Genomic DNA, 25,015 nt, shown 5'->3' with positions numbered 1-25,015 from the left:
CATAGGGTGAGCATCGCCCTGGCTCCACCCGGAGCTGACTGAAAGGACCCATCATGGCCGACCGTGTTCTTCGTGGAAGCCGGCTGGGAGCGGTCAGCTACGAGACCGACCGCAACCACGACCTCGCCCCACGCCGCACCGTGCGTTACGCCTGCCCGAAGAACCACGAGTTCGAGGTGCCGTTCTCCGACGACGCCGAGATCCCGACGGTCTGGGAATGCCGGCTGCACGGCAGTGAGTCGGAGATCGTGGATGGCGGGCAGCCCGAGCAGAAGAAGGTCAAGCCGCCGCGCACCCACTGGGACATGCTGCTCGAGCGGCGCACGATCCCCGAGCTCGAGGACCTGTTGAACGAACGTCTCGCCGAGCTGAAGGGGCGGCGGACCTCCCGGTCCGCGTAACGCCCTCGTCAAGCGTCGGCCCGTAGCCACCGCTCCCACCACAACGGAAAGGCCCCCGCCACCTCCCCCGGCGGGGGCCTTTCGCTTGCCCGGAAGCCGCCACCGATCAGAAATCCGCCGCCGCGTCGTCGGTACTGTCGGCCCCTGTCGCACCGGTGGAAGGAACGACCATGACCGACGCTGCGCGGTTCGCGCTTCTCGCGGAGCGCCACCGGCGTGAACTGCAGGTGCACTGCTACCGGATGCTCGCGAACTACGAGGACGCCCAGGACCTGACGCAGGAGACGCTCCTGCGGGCGTGGCACAAGCGGGAGTCGTTCCAGGGCCACGCGACCTTGCGGACCTGGCTGTACCGCATCGCGACGAACGCCTGCCTCGACTTCCTGGAGAAGCGCACACCCGTGCCGTTCGAGCCGCCGGCCCCCGGCTCCGAGCTGCCGTACCTGCAGCCCTACCCCGACCGGATGCTGCCCGAGGACCCGCAGGAATCGGTGGTCGCGCGGGAGACGATCGAGCTGGCGTTCATCGTCGCCGTCCAGCACCTGCCGCCGCGGCAGCGGGCGGCGTTCATCCTGCGCGACGTCCTCGGCTGGCCGGCGTCGAACGCCGCCGACGCGCTCGAGCTGACCGTCGCCTCGGTGACCAGCGCGCTGCAGCGGGCGCGCGTGACCATGCGCGAGCGGCTGGCCGACCGCCGCCTCGACTGGCGCAGCCCCGCCACCCACGAGCTGTCGACCGACGAGCGCGGCGTGGTGAAGGCCTACATCGACGCCCACGAGCGCAACGACCTCGACGGCCTGACGTCGCTGCTGCGCGACGACCTGCGCTTCGCGATGCTGCCCGACCCGGGCACCGTGACCACGACGGCCACGGACGCGGTGGACGGCTGGGTCTCCGGCGGGCTCTTCCGGCGCGGCCACGACGACTGGCGCGGTGTCGCCACGACGGTCAACCGCATGCCCGCTGCCGCGCTGTACCTCCGCACGCCCGACGACCCGGAGTACCGGCTGTTCGCCGTCGCGCTCCTGCACGTCGCCGACGGGAAGATCGCCGAGCTCACCGGGTTCGACGTCGGCGGCAAGCCGTGGCCGGGCCTGCCGCCGACGCGGTGATCACCTCGTCTCGTAGCGGGTCAGCACCACGCCGCCGGGGAACGTCCGCGTCTCCACCAGGTTCAGGGTCACCCAGCTGTCCGGTGCCGTGAAGAACGGCGTGCCGCCGCCCACCAGGACCGGGTGGGTGACCAGCACGTACTCGTCGACCAGCCCGGCCCGCGCGGCGGCCGCGGCGAGCGTCGCGCCGCCGATGCTCATCGGGCCGCCGTCCTCGGCCTTGAGCCGGGTGATCTCGGCGACCGCGTCGCCGGTGACCAGGCGGGTGTTCCAGTCGACCTTGTCGACCGTCGAGGAGAACACGACCTTCGGCGTGTCCCGCCAGTTCCGGGCGAACTCGATCTGGGCCGGGGTCGCGCCGGGCTGCTGGTCGCCGGTCGGCCAGTAGGAGCTCATCGCCTCCCACAGCTTGCGCCCGTACAGCGACGTGCTGATGGCGAGCTCGTAGTCGAGCCACCACTGGAACAGCTCGTCGCTCGGCCCGCCGCTCCAGCCGATGTCGTCGCCGGCCGCGGCGGTGTAGCCGTCCAGGGTCAGGTTCATGCCGAAGATCAGTTTCCGCATCGCGCAGCCTTCCGTGAGTGGGTCTCCCCTGTGCAGACGGGCGCGGCGCGGAAACCTAATCGGTGCGGAACGGCCCGCGCAGGGCGGCCCACTGGAGCAGCATGATGGTCTTCGCGTCGGCTATCTCGCCGGTCTCGATCATCTTCAGGGCGTCCTCGAAGCGCAGCTCCAGCACCTCGATGTCCTCCCCCTCCGCCGCGACCCCGCCGCCCGCTCCCCGGTCCGCCGGGTCGTACGGCGCCGCGTAGCAGTGGAGGCGCTCGGTCACCGAGCCCGGGCTCGTGTACACGTCGAACACGTGCTCCAGCGAGCCGATCCGCACGCCCGTCTCCTCCTGCGCCTCCCGGCGGATCGCCGTCTCCGGGTCGTCGGCGTCCAGCAGGCCCGCCGCCGTCTCCAGGAACATGCCGTCCGGGTGGTCGTTGACGTACACCGGGTAGCGGAACTGGCGCGTCAGCAGCACGGTGCCGCCCGCGACGTCGTAGAGCAGCACCGTCGCGCCGTTGCCGCGGTCGTAGGTCTCGCGCTGCTCGGTCGTCCAGCGGCCGTCGCGGTGCCGGAAGTCGAACGTCGTGCGGCGCAGCACGTACCAGGCCGACGAGAGCAGTTCCACGTCCCGCACCCGGACGCGCGGATTGCGGGACGGGGTTGTCGAAGAGGTCATACCGCGACCATAATGTGCATGACTCGGCAGAAACAAGGAGGAACGTGCATGTTGGTCGGGGAACGCCGGGACCTGCTGCTCGCCCGGCTCGCGGCCGAGGGCAAGGTGCTGGCCAAGGACGTCGCGGCCGAACTCGGTGTCTCGGAGGACAGCATCCGCCGGGACCTGCGCGACCTCGCCGCCGCCGGGCTGTGCCAGCGCGTCTACGGCGGAGCGCTGCCCGTCTCCCCCGCCGTCGCCGACTACGCGAGCCGCACCGCCATCGCCGTCGACGGCAAGGACCGGGTCGCCCACGTCGCCGCCACGCTGGTCCGCCCCGGCTCGACCGCCATCCTCGACGGCGGCACCACCACCCTCGCCGTCGCGAACGCCCTGCCCAGGGACCTCGAGGCCACCGTCGTCACGCACAGCCCGACCGTCGCCGTCGCCCTGCTCGACCACCCGGGCATCGACGTCTTCCTGCTCGGCGGCCGCCTGTTCCGGCACTCCGCGGTCACCTGCGGCGCCGCCGCGGCCGAGGCCGCCCAGGCGATCAGCGCCGACGTCTTCCTGCTCGGCGTCACCGGCGTCCACCCCGACGCCGGCCTCACCACCGGCGACGCCGAGGAGGCCGCGATGAAACGCACCCTGGCCCGCCGCGCGGCCGACACGTTCGTCCTGGCCAGCGCCGAGAAGATCGGCGCCGCCTCGCGGTTCACCGTCCTGCCCCTCGCCGACGTCGCCGGCGTCATCACCGACGCCGAGAACGTGCAGGAACTTGCAGAGCGGGTGCCGATCCTGCCGGCGTGACCTCGACGTACCACTCCCGGCCCGCCACCACCGCGAACAGCGGCGCCGGCAGCCACACGAGCAGCCGCAGCACCGCCGCGAGCCGCCCGGTGCCGCGGACGTCGGACACGTGCGCCGCCAGCGCGGCCTGCTTGCGCCCGGCGAACCGCCGCACGTCGAACCGGTGGGTGACGGACGAGGCCGGGCTGTAGGCGTGCTCGAGCGCTTCGGTGTCGTAGCCGAACGGGATCCGCAGCGCCCGCAGGACCCGGACGAACCGCAGCGCGAAGTCCCGCGGCAGCGTGGCCTCCAGCAGCCGCGTCCCGGTCAGCCGGGCCGCGCGCCGGGCGACCTGGTGCACCTTGACGTGGTCGCGGTGCCCGTAGCCGCCGCCTGCGTCGTAGCCGAGCAGCAGATCGGCGCGCTCCTCCTGCAGGATCGCCGCGAGCCGGTGCGCGGCCTCCTCGGTGTCGGCGCGGGCGAAGCGCTGCCGGCCGGGCGGATCCGCGTACAGCTCGGGTCCGTGCCCGCTGTCGGCGTACCCGAGGTGCACGACGCGCCGGACGCCGAGGATGGCCGCGCTCGCCTCCAGCTCGGCCCACCTCGGGGTCGGGTGGTCCGCGGCCATCCCGTCGGTGGCCACGACGACCACCACCCGGTGCCCGTCGGCCGCCGCGCGGGCCAGGGTGCCGCCGCTGAGCAGCACGGGGTCGTCGGCGTGCGCGTGGAAGGCCACGATGGTCGTCATCGGCCCCATGATGGCCGAGAACGGGAGAAGACGGCATGAGTGAACACCGGGTCCGGTTCGCGGAGCTGTTCGACGCCGAGGTGCGCCCGCACAACGAACGGTTCCGCGCCGCGGCCGCCATCCGGCCCGGCGAGAACGTTCTCGACGTCGGCTGCGGCACCGGCGAGTCCACCCGCGAAGCCACGCAGGCGGGTGCGACGGCGCTCGGTGTCGACGTCTCGGAGCAGGCGATCGCCAAGGCCCGCGAACTCGGCGGGGCGAGCTTCGAGGTGGCCGACGTGCAGACCCACGAGTTCCCGGCGGCGGCGTTCGACGTCGTGCTCAGCCGGTTCGGGGCGATGTTCTTCGCCGACCCGCCCGCCGCGTTCGCCAACCTCGCCCGCGCGTTGCGTCCCGGTGGGCGCCTGGTGCTGCTGGTGTGGCAGGAGCGGGCGCGCAACGAGTGGTACTCGGTGCTGCACGACGCCGTCGCGCCCGGCACCACCCCGCCACCGGCCGGGCCGCACTTCTCCCTCGGCGACCCCGATCGCACGCGCGCGCTGCTGGAAGGGGCCGGGTTCGGCGACGTCGAATTCACCGAGCTGCGCGAGCCCGTCTGCTACGGGCCCGACGCGGCGACGGCGTGCGAGTTCGCGCTCGGCCTCAAGGACGTCCAGGAGCTGCGCCCCACCGAGCAGGCCGCCGACCGGCTCCGAGACGCCTTCGCCGCCCACGAAACCGCTGACGGCGTGTTGCTGGGCGCCCGGACCTGGATCGTGACCGCGCGGCTCAGCGGCGCTTGACCAGCCGGCGCAGCTGCTGCCAGCGGCGCTCCGCGCCCCAGGACGCCACCCGCAGGAACGCCTCGCCGATGATCGAGCCGTCCATCTTCGACTCGCCGATCTCGCGCTCGGTGAAGGTGATCGGCACCTCGACGATCTCGAACCCGGCGTCGGCCGTGCGGATCGTCAGGTCGATCTGGAAGCAGTAGCCGTGCGAGTTGACCTCGTCCAAGGCCAGCTTCTCCAGCACCGGGCGCCGGTAGGCGCGGAAACCGGCCGTGATGTCGCGGGTGCGCATGCCCAGCGCGATCTGCGAGTAGAGGTTGGCGCCCCGCGAGAGGACCTGGCGCTTGAGCGGCCAGTTCACCACGCTGCCGCCCGGCACGTACCGCGACCCGATCGCGAGGTCGGCGTCGCCGACGGCGTCCAGCAGCCGCGGCAGGTCCTCCGGCGCGTGCGAGCCGTCGGCGTCCATCTCGACGATGATGGCGTACTCCCGTGCCAGGCCCCACCGGAACCCGGCGATGTAGGCGGCGCCGAGACCGGCCTTCTCCGTGCGGTGCAGCACGTGGACGTGGTCGTTCGCGGCCGCGCGCTCGTCGGCCAGCTCACCGGTGCCGTCCGGGCTGCCGTCGTCCACCACGAGCACGTGCACGTCCGGGAGTACCTTGTGCAGGCGGTCCAGGATCGGGCCGAGGTTCTCCCGCTCGTTGTACGTCGGGATCACCACCAGCACCGGCTCGATTTCCCGGGCCCCCCGCGGCGCCTGCGACATCCGTGCTCCTCCGATATCCGCGGCGGTCAGTCCGCCGCTTCCCCTGCCGTGCCGGCGCTGCCGCGCCGGGTGCGAAAACGGAGCACGAGCCCGCCGGCCACCCCGGCGATCGCCAGTGCCAGCAGCCCGTACTCCGTCCACGCACCGAGTCGATCCGACAGCGTAGTCTGCGTCCGCAGCGGGACGCGCCCGACCAGGGAATCCGCGGTGAAAAGGCCCGTTGAGCTGGTAACCGTCCCGTCGGGGGCGACGACCGCGCTCACTCCTGAGACGGCGGACACCACGACGGCGCGGCCGTGTTCGACCGCCCGCAGCCGCGACATGGCCAGCTGCTGGACGCTCATTTCGCTTTCGCCGTACCAGGCGTTGTTGGTCGGCACCACGAGCACCTCGGCGCCGTCGCGGACCGCGTCGCGGCCCGGGTAGTCGAACGCGGCCTCGTAGCAGACGAACACCCCGACCTTCGTGCCCGCGACGGCCATGGCCTGGTTGGCGCCGTCGCCCGGCACCATGTCGACGGTTTCCTGGTCGAGGAACGGCGTGACGAGCTCGGCGAGCTTGCGGGCGGGCACGTACTCGCCGAAGGGCACCAGCTGCTGCTTCGCGTAGCGCTGCCCGGGGCCGGTGTTCGGGTCCCAGGCGATGACGGAGTTCTGCAGGTGGCCGTCCGGGAGCTGGTAGAGCGCGCCGATCAGGGCGGGCACGCCGAAGCTCGCCACCAGCTGGTCGACCTGCGGGTCGGGCCCGGTGACGGTCGTCGCGCTCTCCGGCCACAGCAGCAGGTCCGGCTTCGGGACCTTGCCGGCGTGGATGGCGTCGAGCAGCCGCCGGCTTTCGGCGATGGTGTTGCGGCGCAGCAGCGCGCGTTCGCCCTGCAGTGCCAGCCCGATGTCCGGGGCGTTGCCCTGCACGGTCGCGATGGTCCGCTCGCCGTCTTGGGCGTCGGTCCCGATCGTCGGCCACAGCGCCAGGCCGGCCACCACGGGCAGGAGCGTGCCGACGGCGGCGAACACGGCCGGGTGGGTCGGCTTGCGCGTTTCCCACAGCCGGGCGGCGAGCGCGGCGAGGCAGAAGCCGCTCAGGACGACGGCGAGGCCGACCAGGGGCGCGCCGCCGATCGAGGCCAGCGGCAGGAACGCGCCTTCGGGCTGGCTGAACGCGACCCGGCCCCACGGGAAGCCGCCGAAGGGGAACCACGCCCGCGGCGTCTCCAGCGCGACGAACACCAGCGCGGCCCACAGCGGCGCGGCGGGCAGGCGGGAGACCCATGTGATGAGGCCGCCGGCGAGGCCGTAGTAGAGCGCCAGCGCGAACGACAGGCCCAGCCACGGCCACGGCCCGAAGTCGGGGCCCAGGAAGTCCAGCAGCCACGTCAGCAGCGGCAGGAAGAACACGAACCCGAACGCGAAGCCGTAGCCGAACGCGCCGCGGAAGGTCCGGCCGCGCAGCACGAGCGCGAACCCGGCGAACGCCAGCGGGGCGAGCCACCACAGCGGGCGCGGCGCGAAGCTCAGGTAATAGGCGAAACCGGACACCAGCGCCGCGGCCAGGCGCAGCAGCCAGGCGCGCGGGAACCGCCGGGTTCGCGAGGGTTGGTGCGGGGCGCCCGGTTCGGGGTCGGCCACGGTGACTGCCACGGGTGCCAACTCTAGGAGATGGCGTCGTGGAGGACGGCACCCGCGCGGACCGTGCGCAGGCAGCGCGGGAGGACGGCGTCCGGTTCGAGCCGCGGCAGGGGCGGCACGCCGGCACGCGGGTCGGTGGACCAGCGCTGCACGCGGCTGTCCGGCGTCGCGACGACGAGGTCGGTCGCGTCCCAGATCGCGTAGTGCGCCGGGGCGCCCGGGACGAGGCTGCCGGTGACGCCGTCGTTGACGCCCGCCGCGCGGTGCCCGGCCCGGGTGTGGGCGGTGAACGCCGCGCGCGGGGACAGGCCCGCGCCCGGGGTCCGGTGGTAGGCGGCCGCGCGGACGCTCGCCCACGGGTCCAGCGGCGTGACGGGCGCGTCGGAACCGAAGGCCAGCAGGACGCCTTCGGCGGCGAGCGTGGCGAACGGGTTGAGGCCGGCCGCGCGGTCCGCGCCGAGCCGGTCGGCGTACATCCCTTCCGGGCCGCCCCAGAGCGCGTCGAACAGCGGCTGCATCGAGGCGACGACGCCCCAGCCGGCCAGCTGCTTCGCCTGCTCGGCGGTGACCATCTCCAGGTGCTCGAGGCGGTGGTGGCGGGCCGCGAGCGCGCGCTGCCCGACCTCCTTCTCGGCGAGCCGGAAGCCTTCGACGACCTCCGCGACGGCGGCGTCGCCGATGACGTGGAACCCGGCCTGCAGCCCGGCTTCGGTGCAGGCGGCCAGGTGCTCGCCGATGCGGTGCGCGTCGAGGTAGAGCGTTCCCTCGCTCGCGTGGTCGGCGTAGGGGGTGCTCAGGGCGGCGGTGCGGGAGCCGAGGGCACCGTCGACGAACAGGTCGCCGGCCAGGCCGCGGGCGCCGAGCTGCTTCGCGGTGTCGACGGCGCCGAGTTCGCCCCAGTAGCCGACGACCTCGGGAGTGCCGGGGCCCGCGAGGGTGAGCAGGGCGGCGAGGTCGTCACGGCCGGAGATGTCGGGGCCGGCGCACTCGTGGACGCTGACGATGCCCTGCTTGGCGGCTTCGGCGAGGAAGGCCCGCTGGGCGCGGTCACGCTGTTCGGGAGTGATGGCGGCGCGCACGGCCGCGCGGACGGCGTGGTGTGCGGCGCGGGTCAGGGGGCCGTCTGGCGACCAGCCGTCGCCGGCGCGGGCGGCCGGGGCCAGCTCGACCAGCGCGGTGGAGACCAGCGCGGAGTGGACGTCGACGCGGCTGAGGTAGACGGGCGTCCCGGCGGCGGCGGCGTCGAGCTCGGCGCGGCTGGGCAGCCGCGGGTCGGTCCAGGCGCTCTCGTCCCAGCCGTGGGCGAGCAGGACCTGGCCGGGGACGACGGCGTCGCGCACGCGGGCCAGCAGTTCGGCGCCGCTGCGGACGCCGGTGACGTCGAGGCCGGTCAGGTGCAGGCCGGTGGCGGTGGCGTGCACGTGGGCATCGACGAAGGCGGGTGCGACGAAGGCGCCGTCGAGGTCGACGATCTCGGCGCCGGGGTGCAGGGCGCGGGCCGGGGCGTCCTGGCCGACCCAGACCACGGTGCCGCCGGTGACCGCCATGGCCGTGGCGTCCGGGCCGGCGGGGGTGTAGACGCGCCCGCCGAGCAGGAGCGTCGTGTGTTCGTCCGTCACACCCCCGAGTCTGCCCCGGTGCGCCGGGACTGCTGCACCTGGGGGAAGCCACCCCAGCATGCAGGAAGATTTACGTCGTGAGAGCGTTATGGCAGGATATTTTAACGCGTTCCCGACGACTAGGAGTACAAGTGACTGCGATCCAGGAACCTGTGACGCCTGCCGCCGCCTTTGACCAGCCCTACGAGTACGCCCGCGCCGAGCTGGTGGAACCCGACTGGCGCCGCTTCCCCGGCTGGCACGACGTGACCGAGGCCGAGTGGCGCGACGCGCAGTGGCAGCGGGTGCACTGCGTCCGCAACGTCAAGCAGCTGCGCGCCCTGATGGGCGACCTGCTGGAGGAGCGCTTCTACGACGACCTGCTCGCCGACCAGCGCGAAATGGCGACGATGTCGATGCTGCTGCCGCCGCAGATGCTCAACACGATGGCGCCCACGGCCGGCACCGACCCGGCGAAGGTCACCGAGGCCTTCTACGCCGACCCGATCCGCCGCTACATGCTCCCGGTTCACAGTGATCGTGACGCCACGTGGCCGAGCCACCCGCACTCGGAACGGGACTCGCTGCACGAGGCGGAGATGTGGGTGGTGGAGGGCCTGACCCACCGCTACCCGACCAAGGTGCTGGCCGAGATGATCTCGACCTGCCCGCAGTACTGCGGCCACTGCACCCGGATGGACCTGGTCGGCAACTCCACGGAGACGGTCGAGAAGCACAAGCTGACGCTGAAGCCGGTCGACCGCCAGGACGCGATGATCGCGTATCTGAAGAAGACCCCGGGCGTGCGCGACGTGGTGGTCTCCGGCGGCGACGTCGCGAACGTGCCGTGGCCGCAGCTGGAGTCGTTCCTGATGCGCCTGATGGACATCGACACCGTCCGCGACATCCGCCTGGCGACCAAGGCGCTGGCGGCGCTGCCGCAGCACTGGATCCAGCCGAAGGTCGTCGAAGGCCTCGAGCGCGTCGCGGTGACCGCCCAGCGCCGCGGCGTCAACCTGGCGATCCACACCCACGTCAACCACGCGCAGTCGGTGACGCCCCTGGTGGCCGAAGCCGCCCAGACGGCGCTCAACGTCGGCGTCCGCGACGTCCGCAACCAGGGTGTGTTGATGCGCGGGGTGAACGCCACCCCGGCGGCGCTGCTGGACCTGTGCTTCGCGCTGCAGGGCGAGGCGAACATCCTGCCGTACTACTTCTACATGTGCGACATGATCCCGAACGCGGAGCACTGGCGCGTTTCGGTGTGGGAGGCCCAGGAACTGCAGCACGCGATCATGGGGTACCTGCCGGGGTACGCGACGCCGCGAATCGTGTGCGACGTGCCGTATGTCGGGAAGCGGTGGGTGCACCAGCTGGCCGAGTACGACCGGGAGCTCGGGATTTCGTACTGGACGAAGAACTACCGGACCGGGATCGAGCTGGAGGACCCGGAGGCGCTGCAGCGCCGGTACCCGTACTACGACCCGATCTCGACGCTGCCGGAAGCCGGCCAGACCTGGTGGGCGAACCGCTCCCGCTGACGCGGGTGGATCACCGCTCAAGACGAGACCTGAGGGGGCGCCGCCGAGCCCGATCCGAGCCGTGCGCGCCCCCTCGGCCTCGTCGCATGTTTGAGCTGGTCAGGACCGGTTCATAAGCGACGTTCCTCTATTCCGGTTCGACACCTGCGTGCTCCTCGCCGGCGTCGATGACGTCCCCGCCGTGGTGCTCGTGGCTTCCGGCGTGCTCATCGCCAGCCTGGCCACGGTCAAGCCGAAGTCGGTCGCCGACGTGGTCATCAAGGGATGGATCGGCCCCGGCTTACTGCGCTGCCCGCAGGTTCGCCGGTCGGCGCTGCACTGGCGGGTATTGACGCCGCACCGCGGCACACCGACTATGCGCCGTGGCGTTCAGGTCTGGCACTGGGAAGTTGCCGCGTTGGTCCAGTTGCTCCACGCGCCCCCAGAGGGCTTGACGTGAACGCGGATCTCGACCCTGTGGGGAGCACAGACGCGGGTTTGACTGCCGATTTCGACAGGGCCGACAGTTTGGCGGGCGGGAACCTGCGTGCGCCCGTTGCCAATCTTTGCCCAGCTACCAGAGCCGTCGTTGAGAAATGCTTCGTAATCGACCTGGACAGCGTGAGAGCTGGTGTTTTTCAGGACAACATGGGCGGCGATATCGCGAAGAGGGAGTGGTTTTACCTCCTTCCTATCGGCGCTGATGCAGCCGTTGGCGCCGATGGGCCCACTTGAGACGGAGCCACCGCACGCAACGGCGGTGGCGTCGGCATTGGTGACGGGGACCAGCATGGCTGCCGCGGTGGCTGCGAGTGCAGCGGTGATGCGAGTCAGTCGCATGATAGAGCTCCTGTCGTCGGATAAAATCGTGCAAAGGCAAGCGCGAACACCCCGGACGCGGTGTGGCCGCTGCGTCGAAAACGCGAAACTCCTTCCTCAGTCGATTCGGCGTCCGAGTTCCCGGACGGGACTATCATGCAGGTCGCGGCAAACCGGTTGATCTTCCGTCAGTGGATTCACTTGATCGGGGGACGATCGTGGGGATCGATCAGGGGCAATTAGTGCACGTGTCGATCCTGACGGCCGACCGGTCTGCCTGCAGCCGCACCGTGCCGCGTGAGCCGCCCAGCCGAGTGATGCCTGCGTTTCGGGTGTGTTCCCTAGACGGCCAGGCGACTGGTGAACATCTGGTCGAACAATATCTTCAACTGGGCGACGCTCATGTTTCGCCCGATCCGGACGTAGAGCTGCTCCAGCGCGTCGGACCACCGGTGTCGCACGTCTTCGTGCACCGCCAGCGTGGCCACGTGGTTCCGGTACAGCCGGAGCAACTCCGCCGTGGTGGCCGGCAGCGGTTCGGCGATGACGGGCGGCGCCGCGATGGGTGCCGGGTAACGCTCGCCGAGCGGTACCTCCTGTGGTGCTTGCGCGGAAACCGGCACCGGCCTGTCGACGTGCAAGCCTTCGCCGAGAGCGGGAGCCGTCTCCATCGGCACCGGCTTCGATGGAGCGCTGGTCTCCGTCTCCTCGTCGTCGGCGAACATGTCGATGTACTCGGCCTGCCCGATCTGGGGCAGCGGCGCCTTTTCCTCCGCCTTTTGCTTCTCGTGGCGACGCCGTTCGGCTGCTCTGTGTTCGACCTCGGAGATCACTTTTCCGGTGTGCCGTCTGAAGGTCGTGATCTCCTGGCCCAGCATCTCGGCTGTCAGGTGCAGGTTGAGCTTCGTCTGGTAGAACTCGGCGGCCATTGCATTGGCCGTTGCCCAGGCCGCCTTGTCGTCGAACGCGACGTTGTTGAGGTCGTTCAGCTTGACGTGCCCGTCGTCGGTGTAGAAGTGATGCTTGTTCCCGCCGATGTCTTCCCGCGTGATGTGGAATTCGTCGAATGTCCGGTTCCTCTGCCCGTTGGGGAAGATCGACACGTGCCAACCGCTTCGGCGCATGAACCCGTGCCACGTGCCTTTCTTGTCGTAGGCCTCTTTGGCGAGGGGCTCGAAGTCGGTGACGCGCTGGACCTGAGCCATCAGCCGCGACACCGCAGCGTTGCCACCGGTGCGCTGCAACGACAGCAGCGCGTCCGGCCCGATGGCGGGCTCGGGCGGAATCGAAGGTGGCATCCGGTGCGCGCGGTGCAGGGCAACGCTCCGGGAATCCGATTCCGCCCGCCGGATCGCCTTCTCACGCTCCATACTCGCTACGTCTGCCGGCCGCTCGGGTTCGTTACCGAGACCACTCGAACGTGCACGGACGGCCGCGTGGCGGGACCCGGACCTGGTGGGCCGACCAGGGCAGCTGATGCCGGCAGGTCACCGTCCAAGAGTCGCGCCGAGGGGTGCCGCAGAGCCTGATCGGGGCCGTGTGCACCTTCGGCCGTCTCTGGACACACGTGAGCACCTGACGACAGCGCGGCGAGCCACGGCGGTCCGCGACACCAACTCCCGAGGTGGTGCCCGCGACCATGTCCGACGCGCGCGGAGCGTGGCCGGCGCACATTGCCACCGCTCGCCCGGCGGCCGATAGTTGCGGAGTTCTCCCGATGTCGTGAGGAGCCCGTCGTGCGCCTGCTCAGCCTGGTGGCCGCTGCGGCCATTGTCGTCGGTGTGGAGGTCGCCGCGCCGGTGCTGCCGGTTGCCGCGGCCGATCCCGCCTACCTGACCAAGGAGGCCACGTTCGGCACCGTTGCCAACGGGTGGGACAAGGTGGAGCGGTACCGCGACACCACACCGGGATTCGCCGACGAGCAGTACCCGCCGGACGGACGGGGCAACCAGGACGGGCAGCGGCTGACCTTCTTCGGCGGGGTGGCGCAGCCGTCCTCGTCGCGGTTCCTGCTCTACTCCGCACCCGGGTGGTCGACCGGAGCGAAGGCCACGCCGGTGCTGCTGGTCCACGGGGCCAACGACAATCCCGACCGGGCGTGGGCCAACCCGAACGAATCCGGCGGCTTCGGGTGCGGCTCGGCGACGTGCCCGTCGACCGGGCTGATGCAGTACCTCAGCTCGCGCGGGTACCGGGTGTTCGCCGTCGGCTTCGCGCACAAGCAGGGCGAGAACCGCCAGCAGGCACAGCAGGTCGGTGACGCGGTCGCGCTGATCAAGGCACGGCTGGGCGTGAGCCAGGTCGACCTGGTCGGCTGGAGCAAGGGCGAGCTGTCCACCCGGATGTATGTCTCCTCGGTGAAGCCCCCGTGGGGGCGGGCCTACGCCGGCGACGTACGCAAACTGATCACCCTCGGCGGGCCGAACGGTGGCTACGACTACCCGTTCGCGCACGGCTACGCGCACGACCTGTCGATCTGGCCGGAGTGCGGCGTCAACATCAACGCGCCGAGCCCGCACACCAGGATGACCTGCTATGGCAGGTACACCTACCACCCGGAACTGTCGATCACACCTACCGCCGGATGGGACACCTACCCCGGGCAGCGGCAGATGCTGGCCCGCTTCGACGGTGCGTTCGGCGTGGACGGCTCGCAGCAGGACTGGTACACGACCTACTACGGCGGCCAGGGCTTCTACACCGACGGAACGGGCATCCAGGCCGCGATCGACGCCGGGTCGATGATCTCTACCATCCAGTCCGCCGGCACCCCGGCAAGTGTCTCGGTGTATCTGCTGGCCGGCGGCTCGCCCACCATCGTCGGCGTGTTCAACGAGAACCGCGGCCCGAGCGACGGCATCGTGTTCGTGGCCAGCGCGTTGGACAGCACCGGCATCGGCCACCTCGCCGCGACGGCGCTGGTCGGATCGGTGAACCACTTGCAGCTGGGCTGGGCGTCGGCGTCGATGTCCCAGGTGACCAGCTGGCTGGCGTGAAAGGAACGGCAGTGACCACACTCCTCGACGGGATCACTTCGGCGAAGGTGACGACCGATCGGCTGACCGTGCACGTGCTGGAGGTGGCCGGCCGGGAGCACGGCGAGCCGGTCGTGTTCGTCCACGGCAACGTCTCGTCCTCGGCCTTCTGGCAGGAGGCGATGCTCGACCTGCCGCCGCGGTACCGTCCGATCGCGGTGGACCTGCGCGGATTCGGCGGTACCGACCCGTTGCCGGTGGACGCGACGCGGGGCGTGCGCGACTACGCCGATGACGTCGCCGCCACGCTGGCCGCACTCGGCATCGACGCCGCGCACCTGGTCGGCTGGAGCATGGGCGGCGGCGTGGTCCTGCAGCTGCTGCGCGAGCGAACCTCGCTCGCGCGCACCGTGACGCTGGTCAACCCGGTCTCGCCCTACGGCTACGGCGGCACCAAGGGTGCGGACGGGGAGCTGGTCGACGCGGCCGGCGCCGGCTCGGGCGGCGGTGGAGCCAACCCGGACTTCGTCGCCCGGCTGAAGGACGGCGACGCCTCGGACGAGTCGCCGTTCTCCCCACGGCAGGTGCTGCTGGCCTTCTACGTCAAGCCGCCGTTCCACCCCGCCCGCCTCGACGACTTCGTCGAGTCGATGCTCACCACCCGGGTCGGCGACGACCACTACCCCGGCGACTTCACCACGACCGACGCGTGGCCGGGCGTCGCGCCGGGCACCCGTGGCGTGCTCAACACGATGGCGCCCGGCAACTTCCGCCTCGCCGACCTCGACGCGATCGAGCCCAAGCCCCCGATCCTCTGGGTGCGGGGAGCGGACGACCAGATCGTGTCCGACAAGTCCATGTTCGACCTGGCCCACCTCGGCCGGCTCGGTGCGGTGCCCGGCTGGCCGGGCGAGGCCACCCGTCCCGCGCAGCCGATGGTCACCCAGACCAGAGCGGTCCTCGACCGGTACGCCGCGGCGGGCGGCGACTACCGTGAAGTGGTCATCGCCGACACCGGGCACAGCCCGCACATCGAGAAACCGAAGGAGTTCTCGATGGCCCTGCACGAGGTGCTGGCCAAGGGCTGATCGGTCCACGGGCTCAGCCGGCCGGGCAACCCGAAGCAGGAGCGAGGCGTCCCACGATCGCCGGGGACACCTCGCCCGCGAAAGGATGTCCGAGTTGGTACACGCCGCGAGCGGGCTTTCGGGCACGGTGGAGGCGATCCCGCAGGAGCCATCCCCGCCGGGTCGGCGCCGGCGGTGGTGGGTCGCGCTCATCGCCTTCGCGTTTCTCGCCGAGATGGCGGTCGCGATGATCACGACGGCCGTGGAGCAGACCCCGACCATCGACGAGCCGGTCTACGTGGGCACCGCGGTCGTCTACTGGCAGCAGCACAGCCTGCGGTACAATCCGGAGCACCCTCCCCTGGGCAAGCTGATCATCGCCACCGGCCTGGCCTTCGCCGACGTCCACCTCGACCCCGCCTTCACCGGCGACCAGACGCAGCTGGGCCGCCATGTGCTGTACGAGTCGGGCAACGACCCGGGACGGCTGCTGCTCGCGGCCCGGCTGCCGGTCATCCTGCTCACGCTCCTGTTCGGGCTGGTCGTCTTCGCGTTCGCGCGTGAGCTGACCGGCTCCGCCGGCGGGCTGGTGGCGCTCGCGCTGTACGCGTTCTCCCCCGACGTCATCGCGCACGGGTCGCTGGCCACCCTCGACGTGCCGGTGGCCGGCTTCCTGCTGACGTCGGTCTGGCTCCTGTGGCGGGCCCGGCACCGCCCCGCCGGCTACCTCCCCCTCGCGGGACTGGCCCTCGGCGCGGCCCTGGCCACCAAGATGAGCGCCCTCGCCGCGGTACCCGTGCTGCTGCTCCTGGCCGTGCTGTCGGTCCGCCGCGCCCGGCGTCTCGACCCGAAAAAGGCTGCCTGGCTCGCCGGTCCCGTCGCGGCCACCGTCTTCGTGCTGGTCGCCGTCGCCGTCGTGTGGGCCTCCTACCTCGCCGTGGACCCGGGGCTGCGGTGGGCGACGCCGGCCGATCTGCCCGGCGTCGAAGGCTTGCGCGAGGTCGCCGACTGGCTGCCGTTCCCCCAGCCGTACCGGGACGGGATGCACGTCCAGTTCGGCTTCGAAGACCAGGTGTGGAGCGGTTTCCTGCTCGGCACGCACTACTTCGGTTCGCGGTGGTACTACTTGCCGGCCGCGCTGCTGGTGAAGACGCCGCTGGGCATGCTCGCGCTGGGGCTCGCCGGTGCCGTCGTGCTGCTGGTGGTCCCCCGGCTACGGCCGGCGGCCCTCTACGTCCTCGCGCCCCCGGCGGTGCTGCTGGCCGCGGCCATGACCGGCGAACGCGACCTCGGCGTTCGCTACGCGCTCTTCGTCCCGGTGTTCCTGGCGGTCGCCGCTGCCGGCGTGGTCTCCGTCCGCCGCCGGTGGGCCCGCCCCGCCGCCGCGGTCCTGGTCGCCTCCACCGCGATCAGTTCCCTGTGGACGTTCCCGTACTACCTGCCCTATTCCAACGAGGCCTTCGGCGGGCCGGCGCGGACCCACCTGCGCCTGCACGACTCGAACGTCGACTGGGGCCAGGACCTGGGCCGGCTGGCCGACCGCCTTGGCGAGCGTCACCCGGGTGTGCGGGTCTGGCTCGTCTACAAGGGCAGCGGGGTGCCGTCCCACTACGGCATCGACGCGGCCGACCCGCTCGCCGTGCCGCCGGAGCAGGTGCACGGACTGCTCGCCGTGTCGGACTCCGCCATCGCCAAGGCCGACGACCGCCTCGCGGCGCTGATCGCCGGCAGCACGCCGATCGACGACGTCGGGCACTCCATCACGATCTACCGCCGGTCATAGCCCGACCGTGTCGAACTTCGACCAATTCCCGGCGCAGTTCATGAATGGATTTCGGCGCGCCCCGGTTTTCTGCGCCACTCGGCCGCTCCCGTTACTCGCGCCCCGGCATCGAAACGATTCCGTGACCTTACCCGGGGGTCCGGGGTGAAACGCCGGAACCGGATGCGGCGACTAGTACAACGGGTAACCACTCTGCTACGCGAAACAGCGCAAGCCGGTTGGCCCACCCGCACGAGCCGGCTCTCCGCCTTGCGCCCGGAGGGCCCGGTCCGTTCCGCCGGACGGGGGTGAAAGATGCGCCGGACGTTCGTCGTCGCCGACTTCGTTGCTCCGGCCGGGTACGAAGACCGGCTGAAACGGGTGCTCACCGACCTGCACGACGGCCTCGGACCGACGCTCGCCGTCGCCGTGCTCGGGCTGCGCGCCGCCCGCGAGCTGATCGCCCGCGACCGCGCCGCCGCCGGGGACCTGCTGGCCCGGCTCGAAGACGAGCTCTACCGCGCCATCACCGACCTGCGCCGCATCGTCGCCGACGCGCGGCCGCCGGCACTCGACGAAGCCGGGCTCGTCCTGGCCGTGCGCCGCTACGCCGAAGCGCTCACCGACCGGGTGCCCGCCGAACACGGCCCGCTGCGCGTCGACGTCGAGGTGCACGCCGAGCTACCCCCGCTGCCCGCGGAAGTCGAAGTCACCGCGTACCGGATCATCCGCGAGGCCCTCGTGAACGTCGCCCGCCACTCCGGCGCCCGCCAGTGCACCGTCCACCTCTGGCCCCGCGACGGTGACCTGCACGTCGAGATCGTCGACGACGGCGTGGGCACCGACGGCGAAGCGCTGCCCACGGCCGGCGGAACCGGCCTGCGGTCGATGCGGGAACGCGCCGGCGACCTCGGCGGCGGCTGCCGCGTCGAACCGGTCGCCTCGGGCGGCACGCGGATCGCCGCCTGGCTCCCGCTCGCCAGGGCGTGAGGCGATGTTCCCCGCCCTGCGCGTCCTCGTCGTCGACGACCACCCCGTCTTCCGGGCGGCGCTGCACGCCCTGCTCGACGGCACCGACGGCATGGAGGTCGCCGGGGAAGCGCCCGACGGCCGCACCGCCGTCGCCCTCGCGCGGCAGCTGGAACCCGACGTCGTCCTGATGGACCTCAACCTCCCGGACCTCGACGGCGTCGAGGCGACGCGGCGGATCGTGACCGCCGCCCCGCACACCGGCGTGCTCATGCTGACCATGTTCGAAAACGAAGCCGCCGTGTTCGCCGCCATGCGCGCGGGCGCCCGCGGTTACCTGCTCAAGGGCGCGCGCACCGAGCAGATCATCCGCGCCGTCCGCGTGATCGGCGACGGCGAAGCCATCTTCAGCCCGGCGATCGCCACCCGGGTGCTGTCGCTGCTGGGCACCGCGACGCCGCGCGACGAATCGTTCCCGCGGCTGACCGCGCGCGAGCAGGAGATCATGGTGCTCGTCGCGCGCGGGATGGGCAACGCCTCCATCGCCGACCAGCTGGTGCTGAGCCAGAAAACCGTGCGCAACCACGTCTCCCACATCTTCCGCAAGCTCCGGGTCACCGACCGCGCCCAGGCCATCGCCAGGGCCCGGGAAGCCGGCATTGCCCGATCGGAGTAAGGAAAGCGGGACATATCGGGACTCCACCTCCCTGGTCGGCGAGCCCCCGCACCCCGATCCTGGGAACCGACATCGTTCGAGGGAGGGCCAACCGATGATCACCGACCAGGTCCCGGTGCTGCTGCACGCCACCGACACCATCACCCGCGCCGGCGTCACGGCCGCGCTGCGGTCACGTCCCGAAATCCGCTTCGCCGACGACTGCGCCGGCGAGCGGGCCGTGGTGCTGGTCATCGTGGAACGCCTGAACGAGGAAGCCCGGCAGCTGCTGCGCAGCCTCCAGTGCGCCGACCACGCCGGCGTCGTCCTGGTCGCCGGGGAGGTGGAGGACTCGGAGCTGCTCGACGTCGTCGGCAACGGCGTGTCGGCGATCATCCGCCGCGCCGACGCCACCCCCGACACCCTCGTCCGGCTCGTCAAGACCGCGGCCGCCGGGGACGGCGCGCTGCCGCCCGACCTGCTCGGCCGGCTGCTGTCCCGGGTGTCCCGGCTGCAGCGGGACGTGCTGCACCCGAACGGGTGGGACCTCGCCGGGATGTCCCAACGGGAGACCCGGGTACTGCGGCTGGTCGCCGACGGGTTCGAGACCAAGGAGATCGCCGACCAGCTGAGCTACTCCGAGCGGACGGTGAAGTCGATCCTGCACGACATCACCAACCGCTTCCAGCTGCGCAACCGCGCCCACGCGGTGGCCTTCGCCCTGCGCGAAGGGCTGATCTGACCCGGGTTCACTCGACCCGGCCGGAGAAGGAGACCGACGGCGTGCAGCGGCCGCGGTCACCCGGGTTCTGGCAGCTGACCGCGAGGACGATCTTCTCGCCCGGCTGGAAGCGCCAGGCCTGCAGCCAGTGGTGGTCGAGGTCGCGGAAGTTGGAGAGACCGACCTCCAGCAGGACGCTCTTGGTGCCGCCGGAATCCCGCAGCAGCCGCAGGGTTCCGGTGTCACCACGCGGGTTCTGCAGGATCAGGTCGGTGATCACCAGCGTCTTGTCCGGATCCGGCATGGTGTAGGGGAACTCGGCGAACCGGTTGACGTTCGCGTCGATGTTCGCGTCCGCGGCCACCCGGAAGTCCGTCGGTGTCCCGGTGGCGGCGTTCGCCCGGCTCGGGGTGGTGCCGTCGTTGGCGGTACCACCGCCGGTGTTCTCCCCCGGCGGCGTCAGGCCGACGGCCTTCATCGCCTGCTCGGAGTTCTGCTTGGCCTGGTCGGCGTTCTTCTTCGCCTGGTCGGCCCCGGCGCCGGCGTCCTGCGCGGCCTTCACGATCTCCTGGTTCTGCTCCTGGGCGGCCTCGCGGGCGGCGGACTTCACCGCGGGGCGCAGCACGGTGAACCACAGCGTCACCAAGGCGAGCAGCAGCACCAGCAGCGCGGCGAGCGCGGGCAGCAGCCACTTCGGCAGCAGCTGCCGCTGCACCATGGTGCCTTCGGTCTTGAGCGGCTCGCCACCGTCGGCGGTGACGAACACCTGGAAGCGGTGCCGCACGGGTTGCCCGCGCAGGAACCGTTTCCGGGGCTTCGCGCGCATGCGGACGAACGCGGCCGTGCCGGGCGCCAGGTCCGCCCGCTCGCGTTCGAGCCGGAACTCCAGCTCGTCCTCCGGGTCGAACGGGCTCAGCTCCACCGCCACCGGCCGGTTGCCCCGGTTGTCGACGGCGACCTCGAAATCGGCCTTGGACCCGGCCTCCACCTTGGCCGGGACGATCTCGGCGGTCACCTCGGTGAAGGCGCCCAGCTGGACGGTGCCCTCCTCGACCACCGAGCCGGCGGGGTCCTCGCTGGAGAACACCCGGACCCCGAACGGGATCGTCCCGGCGGGGACGTCGGAGGACCGGGGTGGGGCGAAGCGCACGGTGACCGTGCCCGTCTCCCCCGGCAGCAGGTTGACCGTCGCCGGGTCCGCGGTGGCCCAGCCACTCGCGTCGCCCACGACGTCGACCGCGAACTGGTCGACGACCTGCCCGGCGTTGCGGATGGTCACCGAGCAGGTCGTCTCCTCGCCCGGTTCCGCGACCAGGCCGGCTTCCGACAGCGTCGCCGTTGCTCCCATGCAGGGAAGTCTCCGCGCCCGCCACCCGGTGCGGCACCGGCGGACGGGTGTGCGGCCGTGCGCCGGTGGTTGCCCGTACGGGCAACGGTTCGCCCCGGGCGCCTCAGCCGCGGGTGACGAACGGCGGTTGTTCCGTGCGCAGCACGACCAGGATCGGATTCGACTGCACCGCCTGGAACTTCGGCCCGATCACCGAAGCCACCGACACCGTGCGCGGGCCGATCAGGTCGTGGTGGAAGATCAGGAACTGCGCCTGGAACTTCCCGTCCGCGCCGACCGTGACCAGGCCCGGGGTCGCCGAGATGCCGGCCGACCACGCCAGCCGGACCGTTGCGCCGGGCGGGAAGTCCGTGCCCGTCACGCGCGGCACGAAGCCCAGGGAGCCGATCCCCGGGTCCACCGTCACCACCGGCTGCCGGATCACCACGCGCGCGTTCGCCGCGTTGTCGGCGGCGGTGGTGTCCGGCCCGGTCGTGGCGACGGTCGCCGACACCGGGGCGTCGACGGCCGCCTTGGCCGCCAGCGCGACGCGGACCTCGACCGTCTGCCCGGGCGCGAGCGTCCCGAGCGCGCAGCTGACGCCGCTCGGTGCGCACCCCGGCGTCACCGAGGTCGCGGGCAGCTGCGGCGGCAGCTGGACCGCCAGGCGGACGTCCGGCATCGGCGCGCCGGAACCGTTGTGCGCCAGGAAGGTCAGCACGACGTCGTCGCCGCCTACGAACAGCGGCACCGCCGACACCGCCATCCCCAGCGACAGTGAGCCGGGCGTGATCGGCGGCGCCGGCTTCTCGGCGACGGTGACGACCGCCGTGGCGGAGTTGTCCCGCGCGTCGGCGTCCCCGCCCGCCGCGGTGACCGTGCCGGTCGCGGCCTGCGGCCCGGACACCGCGCCGGCCGCGCTGAACCGCAGCCGCGCGCTCGCTCCCGGCGCGAGCGCGCCGAAGGCGCAGACCAGCTCCGGCGTGCACGTGCCGGCCGTGGTGAGGGGCGCCTGCGGGCGCAACCCGGCGGTCAGCCGGACGAACAACCCGACGCCGGGCGCGGTCGCGGCCCCGTGGTTGGTGACCACGAACTCGACCGTCGTAAGGCCGCCGAACGCGATCGCGGCCGGGACGGCGGTGGCGGTCACGCCAACGTCCGCGATCCGCTGGAACGCCGGCTGCGACGCCCCGCCGGGGCCGTCGATCAGGAGCGTCGACGCGCCCCCGGCCGACGGCACGATCCGGATGCCCGACGGGGATTCGCTGGGCGCGCTGTCGAAGGCGACGAGCGTGCCGTCGGGCGACCAGGCGGGGTCGTCGACGAAGTCGGCGTTCTGCACCAGAACCCGCGCGGGTCCGCCGTCCGCGGCCGCGACGCAGATCAACCGGCTGTCGTTCCGGAACGCGATCGTGGCGCCGTCGGGTGACACGTCGGCCGAGCCCTGCCGTCCGGTGCCGCACGGCTCTCCGAACGACGGAGAGAGGTCCCGCTGGGTCCCGGTGACGACGCTGTCCGGTCCCGGGGTGAGCGAGACCTGCCACAGCTCCTGCCGGTTCCCGCCCGGGTCGACCGCCATGACGGCGGTTTCGGTGGCAGTGCCGTTGCGCCCGGTGGCGGTGCAGGTGACGGTGGTGGCTCCGACGGGGAACAGGCTGCCGGAGGACGGGGTGCAGAAGGGCGTGATCGCGGTTTCGCGGTCGGCGTCGATCGCGGTCGCGGGGTACTCGATGACGGTCGGGGTGGTGCCGGGCACGGTCTTGTCGTGCACAGTGATCAGCGGCAACCGCGGGTCCTTCACCCGCACGGTGACGTCCTCGGTGTAGCCGGGCCGCACGGTGGGTTCGCCGTTCAGCCGGAATTCGACCCGGCAGTGCAGGAAAGCTCCGAGCGGCGCGGAATCCGACACGGTGGCGGTCTCGACGAACTTCGCGTTCGTGCCACCGGGCACCCGCTGCGCTTCGGGGCTGAAGGTCAGGGTGAGGCCGGGGTCGCAGAACGGCACCGGCTGCACCGCGACCGGCAGGTCCCCGATGCCCGCGATGATCGCGTCCGCGACCGACTTCTCGTCGCTGGTCTGGGTGACGACCCCGCCGACCTCGCGGACGGTGTCACTCGCCTGGTGCTTGCGGTCCAGTTCGTAGTCGGGATTGCTCGCGCTCCCACCGGTGAGGACGGGCACCGCGACCAGCTTGATCTTCGCGCCCAGCAGTTCGGCGCCGGCCGACAGCCGGGTCGCGGTAGCGTCGCGTTCGGGGTTGCCGCTGGGGTCGTGGCTGGTCGCGTCGCCCACCAGCACGACGATCCGGCTGCTGTCCTCGCGGAAGCGGACGGCGCCGGTGGCGACCTTGTGCAGTGCGTAGATCCAGTCTTCGGCGATGTCGCCACCGCCGCCCCGGTTGACCCGGGCGAAGGCCTCGTCCAGCTTGGTCATGCCCGCGTCGTCGGCCGCGATCAGGTCCTGCTGGACCTGGAAGAGCCGACCGAGCGGCGCCGGGTTGTCCGGGGGCGCGATCGCGTCGTCGCGGTCGCCGAACGCCGCCACGGCGAACCGGGCGTCCGGCTCCTTGTCGCGGATGGTGCCGATGACCGAGTGCAGCTTGGTCTTCATCTGGCTGAGGATGTCGCCCATCGAGTCGGTCTGGTCCATCAGCAGCACGATGTCCGGCCGCGGCGGGACCCGGTCGGTCTGGACGGTCTTGTCGATCGCCGCCGAAGAGCCCTGGCCCACGGGGATGTCGACCACCGCCGGGTCCACTCTGGACGGTCCCGGCGGCGCGACCCGCGTGGCCGCGCGCGTCAGCGTGATCTTCGTTCCGTCGGCCGACCACACCGGCTGCGAGTCGTCGCCGCGCAGGTGGGGCGGTAGCGGGATGTCGCCCAGGACGCGGCCGTCCGCGACGCGCACGATCCGCACGAAGTCCCGGCCGCCACCGTCGTTCACGATCGTGGACTCGGTGAAGGCGATCATCGTGGCGTCCGGCGACCACGCCGGGTGCCGTTCGCGCTTGAAGACCTCCAGCCCGGCGGTCAACCGCCGGGGCGCGCTGCCGTCGGCGTTCGCAACCATGATCCGGGACGCCGAGGACTCGCCGGGGGCCTGTTCGGTGTAGGCCAGCAGCGTGCCGTCGGCCGAGAACGCGGGGTCTAACTCGTCGGCGTCCGGGCGCTGGGTGAGATCCCGGCGGTCGCCGCCGGTCGCGTCCGCGCTCCAGATGTCGGTGCTGCCGCCCGCGCGCAGCTCGGTGAACACCGGCTGCCCGGTCGCGCGGAACGCCGGCTCGGTCTCGCCGGTGCCGGACAGCGCCGAGACGACCGAGACGCGGCCGCCGGAGACCTCCTTGACGTCGCCGAGCGGGTCCGGCGTCCGGGTGGTGAAGGCCAGGCGGGTGCCGTCGGGCGACCACGCCGGCTCGGCCGAGTCGCCGGGATCGGGCACCGCGCGGGTGACCGCGCCGCCGGTGTCGGCCATCAGCACGACGTCGCCGCCCGCGTGGAAGCGCGTCGTGGTGAACGCGATCCGCGCCGGCCCCCACGCGGGCTGGGTGTCGGCGGCCGGGTCCGCGGTCAGGCGCGCCGGGGCGCCGCCGGCGGCCGGGACGGTGTAGATGTCCCCGGCCGGGTCGTCGCGGGTGCTGCTGAACACCAGCCGGGTGCCGTCGGGCGACCAGCTCGGCGAGTCGTCGGCGGCCGGGCCGGCCGTCACCTGGCGCAGGCCGCGGCCGTCCACGCCGATCACGAACAGGTTCCGGCTGCCGGTGCGGTCGGAGGCGAACGCGACCGCGCGGCCGTCCGGGGACAGCGCGGGGTGGGTGTCGACGGTTTCGTCGTCGGTCAGCCGGACTGGCAGCCGCGCGCCGTCGGCGAGGTAGTAGAGCTCGCCGTCCCGCTCGGCGCCGCCGGGGGACGCGGCGCGGTGGCTCACCCACACGATGCCACCGGTGCCGGCGGACGCGTCGGAGTCGACGCTCCCGACCCCGCGGGGCAGCGTCGCCTGCGCGCCTTCCCCGGTCGCCTGGAACAGGCCCGTCGTGGCCTCGCTGACGTAGCCGACGCGGTAGGGCGCCGCCGGTGCCGGCGCCTGCGCCGCGGTCGGCGAGAGCGCTCCGCTGATCGCCCAGCCGCCGAGCACCGCGACGACCGCGACACCCGCCACCGCTCGGTTCGCGCGCATGGTCGGTCCT

21 protein-coding genes are annotated in these 25,015 nt (G+C 72.1%); 12 read left to right on the top strand and 9 right to left on the bottom strand.

Annotated elements, in window-relative coordinates:
• The first annotated feature begins 53 nt into the window (after positions 1–53).
• Both ABFJ78_RS13270 and ABFJ78_RS13265 read left to right on the top strand, forming a co-directional pair.
• A complete protein-coding gene (locus ABFJ78_RS13270) occupies positions 54–401 on the top strand; it encodes an RNA polymerase-binding protein RbpA (protein WP_003081521.1) in 348 nt (115 codons plus the stop codon).
• 134 nt (positions 402–535) lie between these two features.
• Complete coding sequence (locus ABFJ78_RS13265; protein ID WP_436386788.1) at positions 536–1,513, top strand: RNA polymerase subunit sigma-70; 978 nt, start codon at positions 536–538, stop codon at positions 1,511–1,513.
• Here ABFJ78_RS13265 and ABFJ78_RS13260 read toward each other — a convergent pair whose 3' ends face one another.
• Together ABFJ78_RS13260 and ABFJ78_RS13255 are read right to left on the bottom strand one after the other, a co-directional pair.
• Positions 1,514–2,077 (bottom strand): dihydrofolate reductase family protein, encoded by a 564-nt coding sequence (locus tag ABFJ78_RS13260; RefSeq protein WP_436386272.1) that lies wholly within the window; start codon positions 2,075–2,077, stop codon positions 1,514–1,516.
• A 55-nt stretch (positions 2,078–2,132) separates the two neighbouring features.
• The gene (locus ABFJ78_RS13255) at positions 2,133–2,741 is read right to left on the bottom strand and encodes an NUDIX domain-containing protein (RefSeq protein WP_436386270.1); all 609 of its coding nucleotides are present in this window, start codon (positions 2,739–2,741) and stop codon (positions 2,133–2,135) included.
• 48 nt (positions 2,742–2,789) lie between these two features.
• On the opposite strand from ABFJ78_RS13255, the gene ABFJ78_RS13250 reads away from it, so the two are divergent.
• The gene (locus tag ABFJ78_RS13250; protein ID WP_436386268.1) at positions 2,790–3,530 is read left to right on the top strand and encodes a DeoR/GlpR family DNA-binding transcription regulator; all 741 of its coding nucleotides are present in this window, start codon (positions 2,790–2,792) and stop codon (positions 3,528–3,530) included.
• Here ABFJ78_RS13250 and ABFJ78_RS13245 read toward each other — a convergent pair.
• Positions 3,472–4,257: a PIG-L deacetylase family protein gene (locus ABFJ78_RS13245; protein ID WP_436386266.1), complete on the bottom strand. Its 786-nt coding sequence runs from the start codon at positions 4,255–4,257 to the stop codon at positions 3,472–3,474. The two genes, ABFJ78_RS13250 and ABFJ78_RS13245, sit on opposite strands and share 59 nt — an antisense overlap.
• Before the next feature lie 35 nt (positions 4,258–4,292).
• Here ABFJ78_RS13245 and ABFJ78_RS13240 point away from each other — a divergent pair, with 35 nt between their 5' ends.
• Entirely contained in the window at positions 4,293–5,039 is a 747-nt protein-coding gene (locus tag ABFJ78_RS13240) for a class I SAM-dependent methyltransferase (RefSeq protein WP_436386265.1), read from the top strand.
• Here the strand turns inward: ABFJ78_RS13240 and ABFJ78_RS13235 are convergent.
• The 3 genes from ABFJ78_RS13235 to ABFJ78_RS13225 are packed head-to-tail and all read right to left on the bottom strand — an operon-like array spanning position 5,026 to position 9,037.
• Positions 5,026–5,793: a polyprenol monophosphomannose synthase gene (locus ABFJ78_RS13235; protein WP_436386263.1), complete on the bottom strand. Its 768-nt coding sequence runs from the start codon at positions 5,791–5,793 to the stop codon at positions 5,026–5,028. The genes ABFJ78_RS13240 and ABFJ78_RS13235 overlap by 14 nt on opposite strands.
• A 26-nt stretch (positions 5,794–5,819) precedes the next feature.
• A complete protein-coding gene (lnt, locus tag ABFJ78_RS13230) occupies positions 5,820–7,430 on the bottom strand; it encodes an apolipoprotein N-acyltransferase (RefSeq protein WP_436386262.1) in 1,611 nt (536 codons plus the stop codon).
• A gap of 11 nt (positions 7,431–7,441) precedes the next feature.
• On the bottom strand, positions 7,442–9,037 hold the full coding sequence (locus tag ABFJ78_RS13225; RefSeq protein ID WP_436386260.1) for an amidohydrolase: 1,596 nt from the start codon (positions 9,035–9,037) through the stop codon (positions 7,442–7,444).
• A 131-nt stretch (positions 9,038–9,168) separates the two neighbouring features.
• Between ABFJ78_RS13225 and ABFJ78_RS13220 the strand changes: the two genes are divergently transcribed.
• Positions 9,169–10,557: a KamA family radical SAM protein gene (locus ABFJ78_RS13220; RefSeq protein WP_436386259.1), complete on the top strand. Its 1,389-nt coding sequence runs from the start codon at positions 9,169–9,171 to the stop codon at positions 10,555–10,557.
• A 148-nt stretch (positions 10,558–10,705) separates the two neighbouring features.
• Positions 10,706–10,996 carry a hypothetical protein gene (locus ABFJ78_RS13215; RefSeq protein ID WP_436386257.1) on the top strand — a complete coding sequence of 97 codons (291 nt, stop codon included), beginning with the start codon at positions 10,706–10,708 and terminating at the stop codon, positions 10,994–10,996.
• A 700-nt stretch (positions 10,997–11,696) separates the two neighbouring features.
• On the opposite strand, the gene ABFJ78_RS13210 is transcribed toward ABFJ78_RS13215, so the two are convergent.
• Positions 11,697–12,725 (bottom strand): hypothetical protein, encoded by a 1,029-nt coding sequence (locus ABFJ78_RS13210; protein WP_436386255.1) that lies wholly within the window; start codon positions 12,723–12,725, stop codon positions 11,697–11,699.
• Between the two features lie 366 nt (positions 12,726–13,091).
• On the opposite strand from ABFJ78_RS13210, the gene ABFJ78_RS13205 reads away from it, so the two are divergent.
• From ABFJ78_RS13205 to ABFJ78_RS13180, 6 genes are all read left to right on the top strand, one after another.
• Complete coding sequence (locus ABFJ78_RS13205; protein WP_436386253.1) at positions 13,092–14,351, top strand: esterase/lipase family protein; 1,260 nt, start codon at positions 13,092–13,094, stop codon at positions 14,349–14,351.
• 11 nt (positions 14,352–14,362) lie between these two features.
• Positions 14,363–15,418 (top strand): alpha/beta fold hydrolase, encoded by a 1,056-nt coding sequence (locus ABFJ78_RS13200; RefSeq protein ID WP_436386251.1) that lies wholly within the window; start codon positions 14,363–14,365, stop codon positions 15,416–15,418.
• A gap of 85 nt (positions 15,419–15,503) precedes the next feature.
• Positions 15,504–17,180, top strand: a complete 1,677-nt coding sequence (locus ABFJ78_RS13195; RefSeq protein ID WP_436386249.1) for a phospholipid carrier-dependent glycosyltransferase — start codon at positions 15,504–15,506, stop codon at positions 17,178–17,180.
• Positions 17,181–17,474: 294 nt separating this feature from the next.
• Positions 17,475–18,149, top strand: a complete 675-nt coding sequence (locus tag ABFJ78_RS13190; protein WP_436386248.1) for a sensor histidine kinase — start codon at positions 17,475–17,477, stop codon at positions 18,147–18,149.
• Between the two features lie 4 nt (positions 18,150–18,153).
• Positions 18,154–18,804, top strand: a complete 651-nt coding sequence (locus tag ABFJ78_RS13185; RefSeq protein ID WP_436386246.1) for a response regulator — start codon at positions 18,154–18,156, stop codon at positions 18,802–18,804.
• A 94-nt stretch (positions 18,805–18,898) separates the two neighbouring features.
• Positions 18,899–19,525, top strand: coding sequence for a response regulator transcription factor (locus tag ABFJ78_RS13180; protein WP_436386245.1), 627 nt, complete (start codon positions 18,899–18,901; stop codon positions 19,523–19,525).
• Positions 19,526–19,532: 7 nt separating this feature from the next.
• On the opposite strand, the gene ABFJ78_RS13175 is transcribed toward ABFJ78_RS13180, so the two are convergent.
• Positions 19,533–20,852 carry a COG1470 family protein gene (locus ABFJ78_RS13175; RefSeq protein ID WP_436386244.1) on the bottom strand — a complete coding sequence of 440 codons (1,320 nt, stop codon included), beginning with the start codon at positions 20,850–20,852 and terminating at the stop codon, positions 19,533–19,535.
• A 103-nt stretch (positions 20,853–20,955) separates the two neighbouring features.
• Positions 20,956–25,005 (bottom strand): VWA domain-containing protein, encoded by a 4,050-nt coding sequence (locus tag ABFJ78_RS13170; RefSeq protein WP_436386243.1) that lies wholly within the window; start codon positions 25,003–25,005, stop codon positions 20,956–20,958.
• Between the last annotated feature and the right edge of the window lie 10 nt (positions 25,006–25,015).

The sequence above is a fragment of the Amycolatopsis sp. MEPSY49 genome, from assembly GCF_051337345.1.
Lineage (GTDB): Bacteria > Actinomycetota > Actinomycetes > Mycobacteriales > Pseudonocardiaceae > Amycolatopsis.
This window is presented reverse-complemented; position numbering and strand designations above follow the sequence as displayed.